Genomic DNA, 14312 nt, shown 5'->3' on the forward strand with positions numbered 1-14312 from the left:
CGGATCGGGCGGAGCTGCTGCCGTGGGCCGTCGGGCGTCACAGCCCCAGGGAGAAGGTGGCCTCGAGGTCATGGGTTGAGTAGGCGCGGAAGGCGATGTGTGTCTCGGTCTCCAGCACCCCGGGCACCTTGTTCAGATGATCCGCGACGACGGTGGCCACCTCATCGGTGTCGCGCACTCGCACCAGCACGATCAGGTCGATGGCGCCGGTCACCGAATACACCTCACTGACACCATCCAGTGCGGCGATCTCCTGCGCCACCTCCGGGATACGGGAGACTTCGGCCTTGACGAACGAAATGGCAGTGATCATGTGCCTGATCCTAGGCCCTGACTGCCCCCGGAAGGACCACCGGCCGCCACCCTGTCAGGATGGCGGCCGACGGAAGGAACGGCAAGAAGTCAGGCGATCTCGACCGACTCGATGACAACGGGCTCAACCGGGCGATCCATGCGGCCGGTGGGCACCTGGGCGATCTCGTCGACGACCTTCTTGCTGGCCTCGTCCTTGACCTCGCCGAAAATGGTGTGGCGACGGTTCAGGTGCGGGGTGGGAGCGACGGTGATGAAGAACTGCGAGCCATTGGTGCCGGGGCCGGCATTCGCCATGGCCAGCAGGTAGGGCTTGTTGAAGACCAGCTCCGGGTGGAACTCGTCGGCGAACTGGTAGCCGGGGCCACCGGTGCCGGTGCCCAGAGGGCAGCCGCCCTGGATCATGAAGCCGTCGATGATGCGGTGGAAGCCCAGACCGTCGTAGAAGTTGCCCGTGGTCTTCTCGCCCGTCTTGGGGTCGAGGTACTCCTTCGACCCGTTGGCCAGGCCGACGAAGTTCTCGACCGTCTTGGGAGCCTGGTCGGCGAACAGCTCGATGACGATGTCGCCGTGGTTCGTGTGCAGGGTTGCAGTGGATGCCACCGTGGTTCCTCTCGTTGCTGGGACCAGCACCCGGTGGGTCACTGGCCGTACGTCCACGAGCCTAGCGGCTCCGGGACACGGAGCCGGGGCCCCACACCCCGGGTCAGCAGTCACTGTTCGCTCTGGGGGGAGTTTGTTCGCGCGACTGTTGCGGCAGGCCCCGCTTGGGTAGCGTGAACGTGTGCTCGACCACGAGCCCACCCGACGATCGGAGGAAACGTGTCCCGCAAGAAGGACTTGCGCGAAGCCGCCGCAGAGACCACTCACACGGCCGCAGAACGTAGTACTGAAATTCTTGAGCAGGTGCTCGATGCCATGGGCCCGCTGCTGAACACGGCGTCCGAGAAGACCGAGAAGACCCGCCAGCAGGTGGCTCCCTTGGCCGAGCAGGCCAAGGAGCGTCTGGCCCCGGTCACCGGTTCCGCTGTCAAGAACGTCGCACCGCTGGCTGCCACGGCCGCTGCCGGTGCGCAGACCGCCAAGAAGCAGCTCGAACCGCACCTCGAGGCCGCCGCCGAGAAGATGCAGCCGGCCGTCGACCAGGCGCGCCACAAGGTCCAGGACGATCTGGTCCCCCAGCTGGTCGGTCTCCTGCACCAGGCGGAGAACCATCCCGCCGTCTCGGAGGCGAGCAAGCGCGGCATGGCTGCCGCAGCAGCCCTGCGCGGCGAGGTCGAGGTGCCCAAGAAGAAGAAGCGCTCCGTCGGTGGCACTCTGGCCAAGGTGGCCGCCGCCAGCGCCCTGTTGGCAGCCGCGGCTGTGGCGGTGCGCCAGTTCCTCGCCTCCGGCGACGATGCCTGGACGGCCCACCAGCCGAGCTCCGCCTACCGCAACGAGGAGACGGTGGCACAGGATCCGACCCCGGCCAACCCGTCGGGCGATGCCACGCTGGACCGTGCTGAGACCGAGGCTGACCGTGCCCACGCTGCTTCGGACGTGGATTCCGAGCCCCATCCCCAGGAGCAGATGAGCGCCGAGGGTGGCCCCGTGAATGGCGCCGAGACCGTGGCCGAGGACCTCAATGTCCTGAACCAGTACGGCCCCGGCTCCTATGTGGGCGACGAGCCGCCGAGCGGGTACACCGTCAAGGGCAATGAGCGCTCCATGAAGTACCACACCGACGAGTCGGCCGGGTACGAGCGCACCATCGCGGACGTCTGGTTCGACTCGGTGGAGGCTGCGGAGAAGGCGGGCTTCACCCGCGCCCAGCGCTGACCCGCCGGTCGCCCTCCCCGGGGCGCACCCGCGTGTCCTGAGACAGGAAGGTCTCGCCCCTAAATGGGGCGAGACCTTCCTGTCTCTCGTGGTCCGGCCACCCACGAGTCGTGCGCAGCCACATCAGGAGCGGTCGAGGGGCACCGATGTTGTCCGAGTGTTGTCACACTGTTGTCTCCCCTTCTCGGCGGTCACATCGCAGCCGAGACTGTTGCATGACCGGCCCTCGAGAACTGGAGACCTCATGAAGCCCGCGCCCTCGCCCGCCCAGAGCGAGCACATGCCCGACGACGGTTGGGTACTCATCGCGCCCTTTCGAGCGCACTTCCAGCGGACCTGTGAGGCCTCGGGCCTGACACCCTTCGCGCTGGGCCAGATCTGCGGCCTGCCCGTCGCCACGGCACGTCGTCTCGCCGGGCCGCCCAGGGCGGGCAAGGAGCGCCTGCGACGTCAGGATGCACAAGCGGTCTACGGCATCAGTGCCCAGTCCATCCGGGCGATGGCACGTGAGCGGGTGGACTGCACCCGCGCGCGCCGTAGGCTCGCCCGCATGACCCAACTCGTGCCACTGGCCGAACTGGCCCTTCTGGGCTGCCTGCGTGTCGCCGACCTGCAGGCGGTGGCCGACGGCCGCTGGGAGACGTGCAGCCGTTTGCTGGAAGTCCAGATTCTTGCCCTCGCAGATGTCGTCCTGGAGTCACAGCCCACGCCGACGAGGCTCCGCTCCACCCATCGCACCGCCTCGCAGGCGGCATGAACACAGCGCAGCTGGTGCTGCCGGCAGTGGCGGGACTCTCCGCTTGGGCCATGACTCGCTGGATGGTGCCACGGCTCCCGGAGCCCGGGGATGCGCAGCAGGACGGCTGGACCAAGGTCCCCTACGCGCTGCTGGCCGATGCGCCAGGGCAGCTGACCAGCCTCGTCGCGGGCAGTGCAGCGGGTCTGGTCTGCTCTGGGCAGCCCCTCTGGACTGCCCCTGTGCTGGTGACCCTTGCCGGTCCGGTGGCCTCCCTGGTGCTGGTCGATCTGCGCACCACCTGGCTCCCCCTCCCCCTCACACGGGCCAGCTGGGCCCTGTCCGGCGTGGGGGCCATCGCATCTCTGACCGCCGCCCCTGACGGCCTTGCGGTCGGCACCGCCGTGGTAATGGCTCTGGCCGTGGCGGTCACCTTCCTGCTCTTCTGGGGACTGTGGAGGATTGGACTCGGGATCGGCTACGGCGATGTCAGACTTGCCCCCTTGCTGGCCCTGGGTGGTGCTTGTGTGTCCCTGCGCGCCTGGTGGCTGGGCCTGCTCCTGGGAACGGCTGTTGGCGCAGTGTGGGGACTCCTGAACACCCTGTGGCGTCGACGTCACCCCCACCCGATGGGCGACCTCTTTGCCTACGGACCGAGCCTCTGGCTGGGCATGTGGTTGGGCCTGGCCGTCGCCTGAGCCGCCACTTGTCGACAAAGAACCAGACATCATCGTCGGTCTCGCCCCGGCGCAGCCACAAACCGTACGCACCACAACGCCTGAGGGCCCCGGAACCAGGTTCCGGGGCCCTCAGGCTTGACTACGGGACTGTCCAGCTCAGTGCTGAGGCAGTGCCGGGGTGTCGTCGTCATCGTGGTGATGAGCCGCCTCGATCTCCTCAGCGGTGGGCTTGGCGATCTCGTCACCCACCAGGAAACGGCTGGCCCGCGCGCGACGCTTGCTGACACCGTCGGACTCATCCAGCATGTCGTACTGCTTGTGCTGGGTGAGGGTGAATGCCTCGTCCTCGCTGATCGGCACATGGGCCTCGGAGTAACGACCCTCCGGGCTGCGCTCGATCTCGCCGCTCTCCGAGCCGTGCAGGACGCGCTCGAGATCGCGACGCTGCAGCGACAGGCAGATCCGCTTGGTGATGATGAAGGCGATCACCGGTGCCACGAAGACCGCGATGCGCAGGAACCAGGTGATGCCGTTCAGGCTCATGCTGAAGGTGGTCGCGATGATGTCATTCGAGCCACCCAGCCAGAACATGATGTAGAGCGTCATGCCGGCCACACCAAGGGCGGTGCGGGTCGGGGCATTGCGGGGACGGTCCAGCAGGTGGTGCTCTTCCTTGTCACCGGTGATCCACTGCTCGATGAACGGGTAGACACCCAGGATCACGAACAGCGAGGTCAGCAGGCCGACACCCGGCAGGAAGATGTTCCAGCTCCAGGTGGTGCTGCCGATGTGGCTCTCCCAGTTCGGAACGATACGGATGGCACCCTCGACCCAGCCCATGTACCAGTCAGGCTGCGAACCAGCAGTGACCTGTGCCGGGTTGTACGGGCCGAACTTCCACACCGGGTTGATCTGCATGAGGCCACCCATGAGGACGGTCACACCGAAGACCACGAAGAAGAAGCCGCCAGCCTTGGCCATGTAGACCGGGAACAGCGGGTAGCCGACCACATTCTGCTCGGTGCGGCCGGGGCCGGGGAACTGCGTGTGCTTGTGGTACACGATCAGGGCCATGTGCGCGGCGATCAGACCGAGCAGGATGCCGGGGATCAGCAGGATGTGTGCCATGTACAGACGGGGCACGATGGCCGTACCCGGGAACTCACCGTCGAAGATGAGGAACTCGGCCCAGGTACCCACCAGCGGGATGGAGCGGATCAGACCGTCGGTGAAGCGAAGACCGGTGCCCGACAGCAGATCGTCCGGCAGCGAGTAGCCGGCGAAGCCCTCGATGAGGGACAGACCCATCAGCGCAACGCCGATGACCCAGTTGAGCTCACGCGGCTTGCGGAAGGCACCGGTGAAGAAGATGCGCAGGGCGTGCGCCACGCCGCCGGCGATGAACAGGATGGCGGCCCAGTGGTGCACCTGGCGAACCAGGAGACCACCACGGACGTCGAAGCTCAGCGTCAGGGTCGACGCGAAGGCCTCGGACATCGGGATGCCACGCATGAGCGAGTAGGCACCGGTGTACTCCACCTCCGCCATCGAGGGACGGAACCAGATCGTCAGGAAGATGCCGCTGAGCAGGCAGACGATGAAGGAGTACAGCACGATCTCACCCAGCAGGAAGGACCAGTGGTCCGGGAAGATCTTGCGCAGGTTGTGCTTGCCCAGACGGGCAATGCCCAGGCGGTCATCGAACCAGGTGTACGCGCCACCGCGCTTGGCCGGCACGGCCGAACGGGTCGGGGCCTGGGCCTCGAGCGCCTCGGAGCTCTCGGCAACGGCTGCTGGGCGTGCCATCAGTTGTCACCCTTCTTGTAGTCGTTGCGCGAATCGCGCTCGAAGTAGCTGGGACCGACAGGAACCGTGAAGTCGCTGCGGGCGACGAGGTAACCCTCGTTGTCGACCGTGATCGGCAGCTGCGGCAGCGCACGGGCGGCCGGTCCGAAGACCACGACGCCGGAGTCGCCCAGATCGAAGGTCGACTGGTGGCACGGGCACAGCAGGTGGTGCGACTTCTGCTCCCACAGGGAGATCGGGCAACCAACATGGGTGCAGATCTTCGAGTAGGCCAGGATGCCGTTGACCTGCCAGTCCTTGCGGGACTCGGGCACCTTGATGGAGTCGGGGTTCATCCGGACGATGATGATGGCCGCCTTGGCCCGAGCGCGGTGGAATTCCACGTGGTCCTCGTGCGCCAGCTCCTCCAGATTGGCCGGGGCGGCGTTCACCATCTGGCCGATCTCCAGGTCGGAGGCCTTGATCTCCTCGAAGGTGATGTCGTTGACCAGCTTGATGCCCTCGGCCCAGATCGTCTTCTCGATCGTGGCGGCGCGGGTGCCCTTGCCCGGGTGCGGGCCCATGTCAGCAAGGCTGACGACGGCGGGGATGGCCACCAGACCGGCGGCTCCGGCCAGCATGCCACCGATCACCTTGCGGCGGCCGATACCGGAGTCCTCGACGCCGGCCTGCCAGGCAGCCGCCATCTCCTCGTGGTCCGCCTCGTTGGAGGCGATGGGATCACGCAGGTCGATGACCTCGGTGTCGTTCATGAGCTGCTTGGCCCAGTGGATCGTCGAGAAGCCGATCAGCAGGACGGCGAGTCCGCCGGTCAGGCCGAGCAGCACAGACTGCGCATTGCTGTGGAAGGGACCGAAGTTCACGATGGTGTCCTTCGGCATCCCGAAGTAGACCACCACGAACAGGATCGAGCAGAGCATCGACAGGGCGAGCATGCCGATGATCTGGCGCGCCACGCGGTTGGCAGCCGCCGGATTGGCGTCAGTCCACCGCTCAACGTGCTCGTCCAGACCCGGGTTCTGGATCGGGTGGTAGGCGACCGGGTCGTTGCCCTGGTCGTAGGTCTCGAGATCGGTCGACTTCATCGGGCACGTGCCCCCTTCTTTGCGAGCCACATGGCGACGAGAACCAGGCCACCAATTCCAAGGATCCAGCCCCAGAAGCCCTCGGCCACCGGGCCGATGCCGCCGAGCGCGAGACCGCCGTACTGCGGCTGCTGCTCCACCTTGGAGAGGTAGCCAATGATCTGCTGGACGTCCTCGTCGGGCAGCGCGCCCTCACCGAAGATCGGCATCTGCTGGGGTCCGGTGCGCAGGGCCTCGTAGATGTGCTTGGACGAGACACCGTGCAGCGACGGGGCATAGGCGCCGTTCGACAGCGCGCCACCATTGCCCTCGATGTTGTGGCAGGCAGAGCAGTTGGTGCGGAAGAGCTCGCCGCCGCGGGCGACCTCGGCGTCGGTCAGACCAGCCGGCGAGTACTTGTCCTCGGTCGGGACGGCGGGACCGGCGCCGAGGGTGGCCACGTAGGCACCGATCGCCTCGATCTCTTCCGGGGTGTACTCGGGAGCGCTGTTGCGCGGGGCCTGGGCCATGGGCTTGGCCATCGGCATGCGACGAGTGCCCATCTGGAAGTCGACGGCGGCTGCGCCGACGCCAATCAGGGAAGGAGCCTGGCTGGAGCCCTCACCGTTGAGGCCATGGCAGCTGGAGCAGGTGACGTCGTAGAGCCCCTTGCCCTGGACCACCTGGGGGTTCGTGTTGGAGTCTGCCGCCGACTGCTGCGCCGGGGAGACCACCGAGTACACGGCGCCCATCATGAACAGAGCGAGCAGCAGGGTGAGCGGCTTGGCCGCCGGGTGCTTGCGTCGCGTGGACAGGAATCGCACGGGATCGCCTCTCTGGTGGGGTTTAGTTGGGAAGCAGGTAGATGACCGCGAACAGGATGATCCAGACCACATCGACGAAGTGCCAGTAGTAGCTGATCACCATGGCGCTGACGGCCTGCTCATGGGTGAAGGTGCGCGCCAGATAGGTGCGGCCCAGGATGAAGAGGAAGGCAACCAGACCGCCGAAGACGTGCAGGCCGTGGAATCCGGTGGCCAGGTAGAAGGCCGACCAGTAGGCATTGGTGCTGATCAGGAAGCCCTCGCTGATCAGGTTCGCGTACTCCCACAGCTGACCGGCGATGAAGACCGAGCCCATGATGAAGGTCAGGATGTACCACTCGCGCATGCCCCACTTGGCCATGTTGAGCGGGCCACCGGAACGCTTCACCTTGCCGTGCTCGGCCGCCATCACGCCGAACTGGCAGGCGAAGGAGGACAGCACGAGAATCAGGGTGTTGAGGCCGGCAAAGACCTTGTCGAGGTGCCCGGAGTGCTCCTGGAAGAGGGACGGCTGCCCCGGCAGGGCCTGCGCGCCCGTGAACTCACGAATCATGAAGTACGCAGCGAACAGTGCTGCGAAGAACATGAGTTCGCTCGCCAGCCAGATCCAGGTACCCAGGGGAACCATGTCCGGCCGGCCCTTCGGCGCATGCAGGCGCGAAGGAGCAATCGGGTGCACAGCCCCAACGGGCTTGCCATGAACGGCGCTGGTCGCAAGCGGTGAAGTAGCCACGGGAGCATTATTGCCTCAAAAACATCTTTTGGCACGTCGAGCACCAAAGGTGGACCAGTTTCTGGAACGAATGCGTGGCGAGGGACGTTCTGCCGGCATTGTGGAGCCGGTGACAACCCGGCTGGCCAGAGCGGTAGCATGCAGGACGAGGCACCCCAGAATCCAGGCCAATCTCACGATCCCTGGCACGCCGAGCCCGATTGACCGACGAGGGAACAGGACGATCCATGAGCGACCAGACCCGCAGTGAGCGCACTCTCAAGGTGCTGCTGTACTCCGACGATCGCAGCACCCGCGACCAGGTTCGCCTGGCCCTGGGGCGACGAGTGGCCGCCGACCTTCCGGAGATCGAGGTCTTCGACACCGCCACCGCGCCTGCCGTCGTCAAGGCCGTCGAGGACGGCGCCTTCGACGTCCTCATTCTGGATGGAGAGGCCGTGCCGCTGGGCGGCATGGGGCTGGGTCGCCAGCTCAAGGAGGAACTGGATGACTGCCCTCCGATCCTGCTCCTGGTTGCCCGCACTGCGGACGCCTGGTTGGCCACGTGGTCCAAGGCTGACGCCGTCGAGACCCATCCCATTGACCCGATCCGTCTGCCCGAGGCCGTGGCCAGCTTGGCCCGTCGCCGTCTGGGCGTGACGGCCGGCGCCAACTGATGACCGCCCTGAACCGCTGGCCCGATCTGCTGAACACCCTCGTCGAGGGGCGTGATCTCTCTGCATCCGACACGGTCTGGGCGATGGACGAGATCCTGGGCGGCAACGCGTCCCCGGTCCACATCGCCGGATTCGCGGTGGCCCTGCGAGCCAAGGGCGAGACCGTCGAGGAGCTTCGCGGACTGGCCGATGCCATGACGAGCCACGCCACGCCGATCAACCTGGGCCAGGACGCCGTGGACATCGTCGGCTCGGGTGGTGACCGCGCCAATACCGTGAACATCTCCACGATGGCCGCCGTGTCCGCCGCGGCCGCCGGCGCTCGAGTGGTGAAGCACGGCAACCGTGCTGCCTCCTCGATGTGTGGCACTGCAGACTGTCTGGAAGCGCTGGGCGTCAAGCTCGAGGTCAAGCCGGATCGCCAGCCGCAGATCCTGGAAAAGGCGGGAATGGTCTTCCTGTTCGCGCCGATGTACCACCCGTCCCTGCGCTTCGCGGCTGCTCCCCGCAAGGAACTGGGCATCCGCACGCCGTTCAACCTGCTCGGCCCCCTGACCAATCCCGCTCGCCCCATCGCCCAGGCGATCGGCGTCGCCGACGCAGGAGCTGCCGAACTGATGGCCGGGGTGCTTGCCGCCCGCGGCAGCCGGGGCATGGTCTTCCATGGTGGTGACGGCCTCGACGAGCTCACCACGACCACCACCAGCGATGTCTGGATGATCGGTGACGGCCGCGTGATGCGCACCCAGTTGGATCCGCAGGCACTTGGTCTGGCCCCCGCCCAGCCCGAGGACCTGGTGGGCGGCCCGCCGCAACACAATGCCCAGGTGGCCCGCGAGGTCTTCGCCGGGAAGACCGGCCCCGTGAGGGACATCGTGTTGGCCAATGGCGCGGCGGCCCTGCTCGCCCATCGTGGAGTTGACCTGGATGCAGACCTGCCCGAGCAGATGTCTGCCTGTCTCCAGGATGTGGCCACCGCGATCGATTCCGGGGCGGCGGCGACGACTCTCGAGCGACTGGTGAGCGAGACCCAGGCCAGCTGAGCTTGCGCGAGGGGCCAGAATTGGCCTCGTGAGATTCCTGACAGACAAGCCGGACTACGACCTGACCTACAACGACGTCTTCATGGCGCCCAATCGTTCCGCGGTTGCCAGCCGGATGGACGTCGACCTGACCTCCAGCGACGGTATCGGTACCCCGCTGCCGTTGGTGGTGGCCAACATGACCGCCATCAGCGGCCGTCGGATGGCCGAGACCATCGCTCGCCGTGGCGGAATCGCGGTGCTGCCCCAGGACATCCCCACCGACTACGTGCAGAAGTCCATCGATCGGGTCAAGGCCGCTCACACGGTCTTCGACACCCCCGTGCGGGTTGATCCCAGCACGACGGTGGGCGAGGCCATGGCGCTGCTGGGCAAGCGCTCCCATGGCGTGGTGATCGTCGTGGAGGACGGACGCCCGGTGGGGGTTGTCTCCCCCTCAGAGGCAGTCGGTGTGGACCGCTTCGCGCAGGTGCATGAGGTGATGACCACGGACCTGACAGTGGTGGATCCCTCCCTGAGCCCCAAGGAGGTCTTCGACACACTCTCTGCGCATCACCAGAAGGTCGCCGTGGCCACGTCCCCGGACGGAACGCTGCTCGGCATCATGACCAGCAAGGCGGCCCTGCGTGCCGCGCTCTACTCCCCTGCCCTGGATCCCTCCGGGCACCTGATGGTGGGTGCGGCAGTCGGTATCAATGGCGACGTCGCGGGCCGTGCGGAACGGCTCCTGCACGCTCGGGCCGATGTGCTGGTGCTGGACACTGCACACGGCCATCAGGAGAAGATGCTCGACGCCCTTCAGGTGGTCCAGCAGGTCCGTGACCAGTTCGCGGCAGCCACCGGCCGGAGGGTCTCACTTGTGGCAGGCAATGTCGTCACCCCCGAAGCGGTCCACGACCTGGCCGAAGCGGGCGCGGACGTGTTGAAGGTGGGTGTTGGCCCGGGCGCCATGTGCACCACCCGGATGCAGACGGGCGTCGGACGTCCCCAGTTCTCCGCGGTGCTTGACTGCGCCGAGGCTGCCCGTTCCATTGGACGTTCAGTCTGGGCCGACGGTGGTGTGCGGCATCCGCGCGATGTCGCGCTCGCTCTGGCGGCGGGCGCGGGCAGCGTGATGATCGGCTCGTGGTTCGCGGGAACCCATGAGTCGACCGGGGCGCTTCTCACGGATGCCAGCGGACGTCACTACAAGGAGTCCTTCGGCATGGCCAGTGCTCGGGCCGTGAAGTCTCGAACCCGACAGCAGTCCGCATTCGACCGGGCTCGGGCAGCGCTCTTCGAGGAGGGCATCTCGAGCTCGAAGATGTATCTCGATCCCTCACGTCCGGGCGTCGAGGACCTTGTCGACTGGATCACCTCGGGGGTGCGCTCCGCCTGCACCTATGCCGGAGCCCGGACCCTGCCCGAGTTCGCCGAGAAGGCCGTCGTGGGTGTCCAGAGCCCCTCCGGCTATGACGAGGGACGTCCCCTGGCCCAGAGCTGGCAGTAGCCCGGCGCACCGGCTCCCGGGCCGTACTGGTGGCCCACATGCCGAACAGGCCCCGCACCGTGAGGTGCGGGGCCTGTTCGTTGCTCATGTGTGCCGAAGCTCAGTGGGCGTAGTCGCCACGGTAGAACTCGTAGCACCAACCGCCGACGGCCCAGATGCCCATGCCGAAGGCCATCATGGAGATCCACCAGCCGAAGATGGGGCCGAGCAGCATCAGGGACGCGGTGACCGCGCACCAGAAGGGCCAGATGGAGTGCGGCGGGAAGAAGCCCAGGGAACCAGCGCCCTCGGCGATGGTGGCGTCACCATCATCCGACAGCTGCTTGTCATTCTTCGAACCGACCACGGCCAGGTAGCCCGTGATCATGAAGGACATGGCAGCCGACAGCAGCAGGGTCATCAGGCCGACCCACTCATGGGTGAAGCCAAACCAGTAGACCAGCGCGCAGGTCAGGTAGAAGACTCCGAGGAATCCAAAGATATTGCGCTCGACCTTCATCGGATCTCCCCTGCACTCTCACGGGCCGCGACGGTCTCGGCCTCGACGAACTGACCCTGCAGACCGGTGTCGCCGTGGTCGGCGATCTCCGGGTGGTTCGCGTCGAAGGCCGGGTACGGCGAGCGCACGCGGGGCAGCGACGTGAAGTTGTGGCGCGGCGGCGGGCAGCTGGTGGCCCACTCCATCGAGCGGCTCCAACCCCAGGGATCGTCAACCTCAACCTTGGGCGTCTTGAAGGACAGGTAGACGTTGATCAGGAAGGGGATGAAGGAGGCACCCAGCAGGAAGGCACCAAAGGTGGAGATCTGGTTCAGCAGGGTGAAGCCGGTACCCGGCAGGTAGTCGGCAATACGACGCTGCATGCCCTCGACGCCCAGCCAGTGCTGGACCAGGAAGGTGATGTGGAAACCGACGAAGAGCAGCCAGAAGTGGGCCTTGCCCCAGGACTCGCTCAGCATGTGGCCGGTGATCTTGGGCCACCAGAAGTAGTAGCCGGCGAACATCGCGAAGACCACGGTGCCGAAGAGCACGTAGTGGAAGTGGGCCACGACGAAGTAGGTGTCGGAGACGTTGAAGTCCATGGGCGGGCTGGCCAGGATGATGCCGGTCAGGCCACCGAACAGGAAGGTGGTCAGGAAGCCGATCGCCCACATCATGGGGGTCTCGAAGCTCAGCGAGCCACCCCACATCGTGCCGATCCAGTTGAAGAACTTCACACCGGTCGGGATGGCAATCATGAAGGTCATGAAGCTGAAGAAGGGCAGCGAGACGGCACCGGTCACGAACATGTGGTGGGCCCACACGGACACGGAGAGGGCACCGATCGAGATGGTGGCGAAGACCAGGCCGACGTAGCCGAAGACGGGCTTGCGGCTGAAGACCGGCAGGACCTCGGTGATGATGCCGAAGAAGGGCAGCGCGATGACGTAGACCTCAGGGTGACCGAAGAACCAGAACAGGTGCTGCCACAGGATCGGGCCACCGCTCGAGGCGTCGAGGATGTGCGAGCCGAGGACACGATCGGCCTCCAGCACCAGCAGGCCGGCGGCCAGCACCGGGAAGACCACGATGATCATGATGGAGGTGACCAGGATGTTCCAGCTGAAGATGGGCATGCGAAACATGGTCATGCCGGGGACGCGCATCGTGATGATGGTCGTGATGAAGTTGACGGCACCCAGGATGGAGCTCAGACCCAGCAGGTAGAGGCCCATGATCCACAGGTCGCCACCGACACCGGGCGAGTGCAGGGCATTCGACAGCGGGGCGTAGGCGAACCAGCCGAAGGAGGCGGCGCCGTCGGGCGTCAGGAAGCCGGCGCAGGCCATCAGGGATCCCATGATGTAGATCCAGTAGGCGAATGCGTTCAGGCGCGGGAAGGACACGTCCGGGGCGCCCAGCTGCAACGGCAGGAGGTAGTTGGCGAAACCAGCGAACAGGGGCGTCGCGAACATCAGCAGCATGATCGTGCCGTGCATCGTGAACATCTGGTTGAAGGTCTCGTGCGTCATGTACTGCATGCCGGGGCTCGCCAGCTCGGCACGGATGGCCAGGGCCATCAGGCCACCGACTCCAAAGAAGAAGAAGCTCGAGATGAAGTAGAGACGACCGAGCTTCTTGTGGTCGGTGGTGGTCATGTAGTCCATGAAGAGCTTGCCCATCGAGTGTTCGCGACGGCGAACCTGCACGACCGGCGCTCCCGTGGTGCGCGACAGCGTGGTCACTTCTTCTCCTCCTTGGCGGGGGCGGTCGGAAGGGCCGAGGCGCCCACCGAGCCGCGCAGCTCACCGAGCTGGCCCTTCGTGGCCAGGCCCTTCACATATTCGTTGTACTCCTCTTCGCTCACGACGTGAACGGTAAACAGCATGGCCGCGTGGTAGGTACCGCACAGCTCGGCGCACTTTCCGTCGAACGTGCCCGTCTTGGTGGGCGTCAGGTCGAAGGAGTTCGGCTTGCCGGGGATCGCGTCCATCTTGAAGTAGAAGGCGGGAACCCAGAAGGAGTGGATGACGTCCGCGGAGTAGATGTTGAAGCGGACGGACTTGTTGACGGGCAGGTAGAGGTCCGGGATCTTCTCGATCGTGCCGACCTCATGGACGGTCTCACCGATGGCGGCGTTGTCCTCTTCCATGTAGTTGAACGTCCAGGACCACTTCTGGCCGACGACGTTCACCACGTGGTCAGGCTGCTCGACTTGGTCGAGCACCCGGTTCTGCGCCTTCACCGTGTAGAAGAACAGGACGATGATGATGAGGAAGGGAACGGCCGTGTAGAGGACCTCGAGCGGCACGTGGTAACGCACCTGACGGGGCACCTCATTGCCGTCCTTGCGGCGGAACTTGAACATCGCGTAGAAGATGAGGCCCCAGACGAAGACGCCGATCACGGCGCAGGCGATCCAGGCGCCGATCCACAGATCACCCATGAATGGCGCGCGATCCGAAGCCGGGTCAACCAAGCCGACGCGCGACCACTGGCCACGCCCCTCACCCGTGCTGCAACCCGTCAGCAGCAGCGCGCCGCCGAGACCGAGCGCTGCGGCCCTTGCCGACCTGCGGCGCCATCCGTTGAGTTCACGACCCACGTCCATGCCCTTCCACCGTGATCTTCTCCCCTGGAGGAGTTGAGCCCCGAGGACTCCGATTCCCGAAC

14 protein-coding genes and 1 pseudogene are annotated in these 14312 nt (G+C 66.0%); 6 read left to right on the forward strand and 9 right to left on the reverse strand.

The window, feature by feature from the left end; translation table 11 throughout:
- Positions 1-37: 37 nt before the first annotated feature.
- Entirely contained in the window at positions 38-313 is a 276-nt protein-coding gene (locus ACTQ49_RS04150) for an Lrp/AsnC family transcriptional regulator (protein ID WP_441826582.1), read from the reverse strand.
- Positions 314-402: 89 nt separating this feature from the next.
- Complete coding sequence (locus ACTQ49_RS04155) at positions 403-915, reverse strand: peptidylprolyl isomerase (RefSeq protein ID WP_441826583.1); 513 nt, start codon at positions 913-915, stop codon at positions 403-405.
- Positions 916-1962: 1047 nt separating this feature from the next.
- Here ACTQ49_RS04155 and ACTQ49_RS04160 point away from each other — a divergent pair.
- The 3 genes and pseudogenes from ACTQ49_RS04160 to ACTQ49_RS04170 form a co-directional block, all read left to right on the forward strand.
- Positions 1963-2130: pseudogene (locus ACTQ49_RS04160) on the forward strand (sunset domain-containing protein); the annotation flags it as partial.
- A gap of 244 nt (positions 2131-2374) precedes the next feature.
- Positions 2375-2887: a hypothetical protein gene (locus ACTQ49_RS04165; RefSeq protein ID WP_441826584.1), complete on the forward strand. Its 513-nt coding sequence runs from the start codon at positions 2375-2377 to the stop codon at positions 2885-2887.
- On the forward strand, positions 2884-3564 hold the full coding sequence (locus ACTQ49_RS04170) for a hypothetical protein (protein ID WP_441826585.1): 681 nt from the start codon (positions 2884-2886) through the stop codon (positions 3562-3564). Before ACTQ49_RS04165 ends, ACTQ49_RS04170 begins: the two co-directional genes overlap by 4 nt.
- A 138-nt stretch (positions 3565-3702) precedes the next feature.
- Here the strand turns inward: ACTQ49_RS04170 and qcrB are convergent, their stop codons facing one another.
- From qcrB to ctaE, 4 genes are read right to left on the reverse strand one after another with little or no spacing between them, the layout of a single operon-like run.
- Positions 3703-5352 carry a cytochrome bc1 complex cytochrome b subunit gene (qcrB, locus tag ACTQ49_RS04175; protein WP_441826586.1) on the reverse strand — a complete coding sequence of 550 codons (1650 nt, stop codon included), beginning with the start codon at positions 5350-5352 and terminating at the stop codon, positions 3703-3705.
- The gene (gene qcrA / locus ACTQ49_RS04180; RefSeq protein WP_441826587.1) at positions 5352-6467 is read right to left on the reverse strand and encodes a cytochrome bc1 complex Rieske iron-sulfur subunit; all 1116 of its coding nucleotides are present in this window, start codon (positions 6465-6467) and stop codon (positions 5352-5354) included. The genes qcrB and qcrA overlap by 1 nt, the downstream gene beginning before the upstream one ends.
- On the reverse strand, positions 6434-7240 hold the full coding sequence (gene qcrC / locus ACTQ49_RS04185; protein WP_441826588.1) for a cytochrome bc1 complex diheme cytochrome c subunit: 807 nt from the start codon (positions 7238-7240) through the stop codon (positions 6434-6436). The genes qcrA and qcrC overlap by 34 nt, the downstream gene beginning before the upstream one ends.
- Positions 7241-7262: 22 nt before the next feature.
- Positions 7263-7973 carry an aa3-type cytochrome oxidase subunit III gene (gene ctaE / locus ACTQ49_RS04190; protein ID WP_441826589.1) on the reverse strand — a complete coding sequence of 237 codons (711 nt, stop codon included), beginning with the start codon at positions 7971-7973 and terminating at the stop codon, positions 7263-7265.
- A gap of 227 nt (positions 7974-8200) precedes the next feature.
- Between ctaE and ACTQ49_RS04195 the strand changes: the two genes are divergently transcribed.
- The 3 genes from ACTQ49_RS04195 to ACTQ49_RS04205 all read left to right on the forward strand — a co-directional run bounded on the left by ACTQ49_RS04195 (position 8201) and on the right by ACTQ49_RS04205 (position 11161).
- On the forward strand, positions 8201-8629 hold the full coding sequence (locus tag ACTQ49_RS04195) for a response regulator (RefSeq protein WP_441826590.1): 429 nt from the start codon (positions 8201-8203) through the stop codon (positions 8627-8629).
- Positions 8629-9672 (forward strand): anthranilate phosphoribosyltransferase, encoded by a 1044-nt coding sequence (gene trpD, locus ACTQ49_RS04200; RefSeq protein WP_441826591.1) that lies wholly within the window; start codon positions 8629-8631, stop codon positions 9670-9672. The genes ACTQ49_RS04195 and trpD overlap by 1 nt, the downstream gene beginning before the upstream one ends.
- An 82-nt stretch (positions 9673-9754) precedes the next feature.
- Entirely contained in the window at positions 9755-11161 is a 1407-nt protein-coding gene (locus ACTQ49_RS04205) for a GuaB1 family IMP dehydrogenase-related protein (RefSeq protein WP_441826717.1), read from the forward strand.
- A 100-nt stretch (positions 11162-11261) separates the two neighbouring features.
- Here ACTQ49_RS04205 and ACTQ49_RS04210 read toward each other — a convergent pair whose 3' ends face one another.
- From ACTQ49_RS04210 to ctaC, 3 genes are read right to left on the reverse strand one after another with little or no spacing between them, the layout of a single operon-like run.
- Positions 11262-11660, reverse strand: a complete 399-nt coding sequence (locus ACTQ49_RS04210; RefSeq protein WP_441826592.1) for a cytochrome c oxidase subunit 4 — start codon at positions 11658-11660, stop codon at positions 11262-11264.
- Positions 11657-13321 (reverse strand): aa3-type cytochrome oxidase subunit I, encoded by a 1665-nt coding sequence (gene ctaD, locus ACTQ49_RS04215; protein WP_441826718.1) that lies wholly within the window; start codon positions 13319-13321, stop codon positions 11657-11659. The genes ACTQ49_RS04210 and ctaD overlap by 4 nt, the downstream gene beginning before the upstream one ends.
- A gap of 59 nt (positions 13322-13380) precedes the next feature.
- Positions 13381-14250, reverse strand: coding sequence for an aa3-type cytochrome oxidase subunit II (gene ctaC / locus ACTQ49_RS04220; protein WP_441826593.1), 870 nt, complete (start codon positions 14248-14250; stop codon positions 13381-13383).
- Positions 14251-14312 lie beyond the last annotated feature (62 nt).

Origin of the sequence: Luteococcus sp. Sow4_B9, assembly GCF_052116585.1 — a bacterium.
Lineage (GTDB): Bacteria > Actinomycetota > Actinomycetes > Propionibacteriales > Propionibacteriaceae > Luteococcus.

Bases quoted from the DNA above. Each gene is read 5' to 3' on its own strand.
- ACTQ49_RS04195 (WP_441826590.1), top strand. From the start codon at position 8,201: ATGAGCGACCAGACCCGCAGTGAGCGCACTCTCAAGGTGCTGCTGTAC.
- ACTQ49_RS04205 (WP_441826717.1), top strand. From the start codon at position 9,755: ATGGCGCCCAATCGTTCCGCGGTTGCCAGCCGGATGGACGTCGACCTG.
- ctaD (WP_441826718.1), bottom strand. From the start codon at position 13,321: ATGGGCAAGCTCTTCATGGACTACATGACCACCACCGACCACAAGAAG.
- ACTQ49_RS04165 (WP_441826584.1), top strand. From the start codon at position 2,375: ATGAAGCCCGCGCCCTCGCCCGCCCAGAGCGAGCACATGCCCGACGAC.
- ctaC (WP_441826593.1), bottom strand. From the start codon at position 14,250: ATGGACGTGGGTCGTGAACTCAACGGATGGCGCCGCAGGTCGGCAAGG.
- ACTQ49_RS04170 (WP_441826585.1), top strand. From the start codon at position 2,884: ATGAACACAGCGCAGCTGGTGCTGCCGGCAGTGGCGGGACTCTCCGCT.
- qcrB (WP_441826586.1), bottom strand. From the start codon at position 5,352: ATGGCACGCCCAGCAGCCGTTGCCGAGAGCTCCGAGGCGCTCGAGGCC.
- ACTQ49_RS04210 (WP_441826592.1), bottom strand. From the start codon at position 11,660: ATGAAGGTCGAGCGCAATATCTTTGGATTCCTCGGAGTCTTCTACCTG.
- trpD (WP_441826591.1), top strand. From the start codon at position 8,629: ATGACCGCCCTGAACCGCTGGCCCGATCTGCTGAACACCCTCGTCGAG.
- ACTQ49_RS04150 (WP_441826582.1), bottom strand. From the start codon at position 313: ATGATCACTGCCATTTCGTTCGTCAAGGCCGAAGTCTCCCGTATCCCG.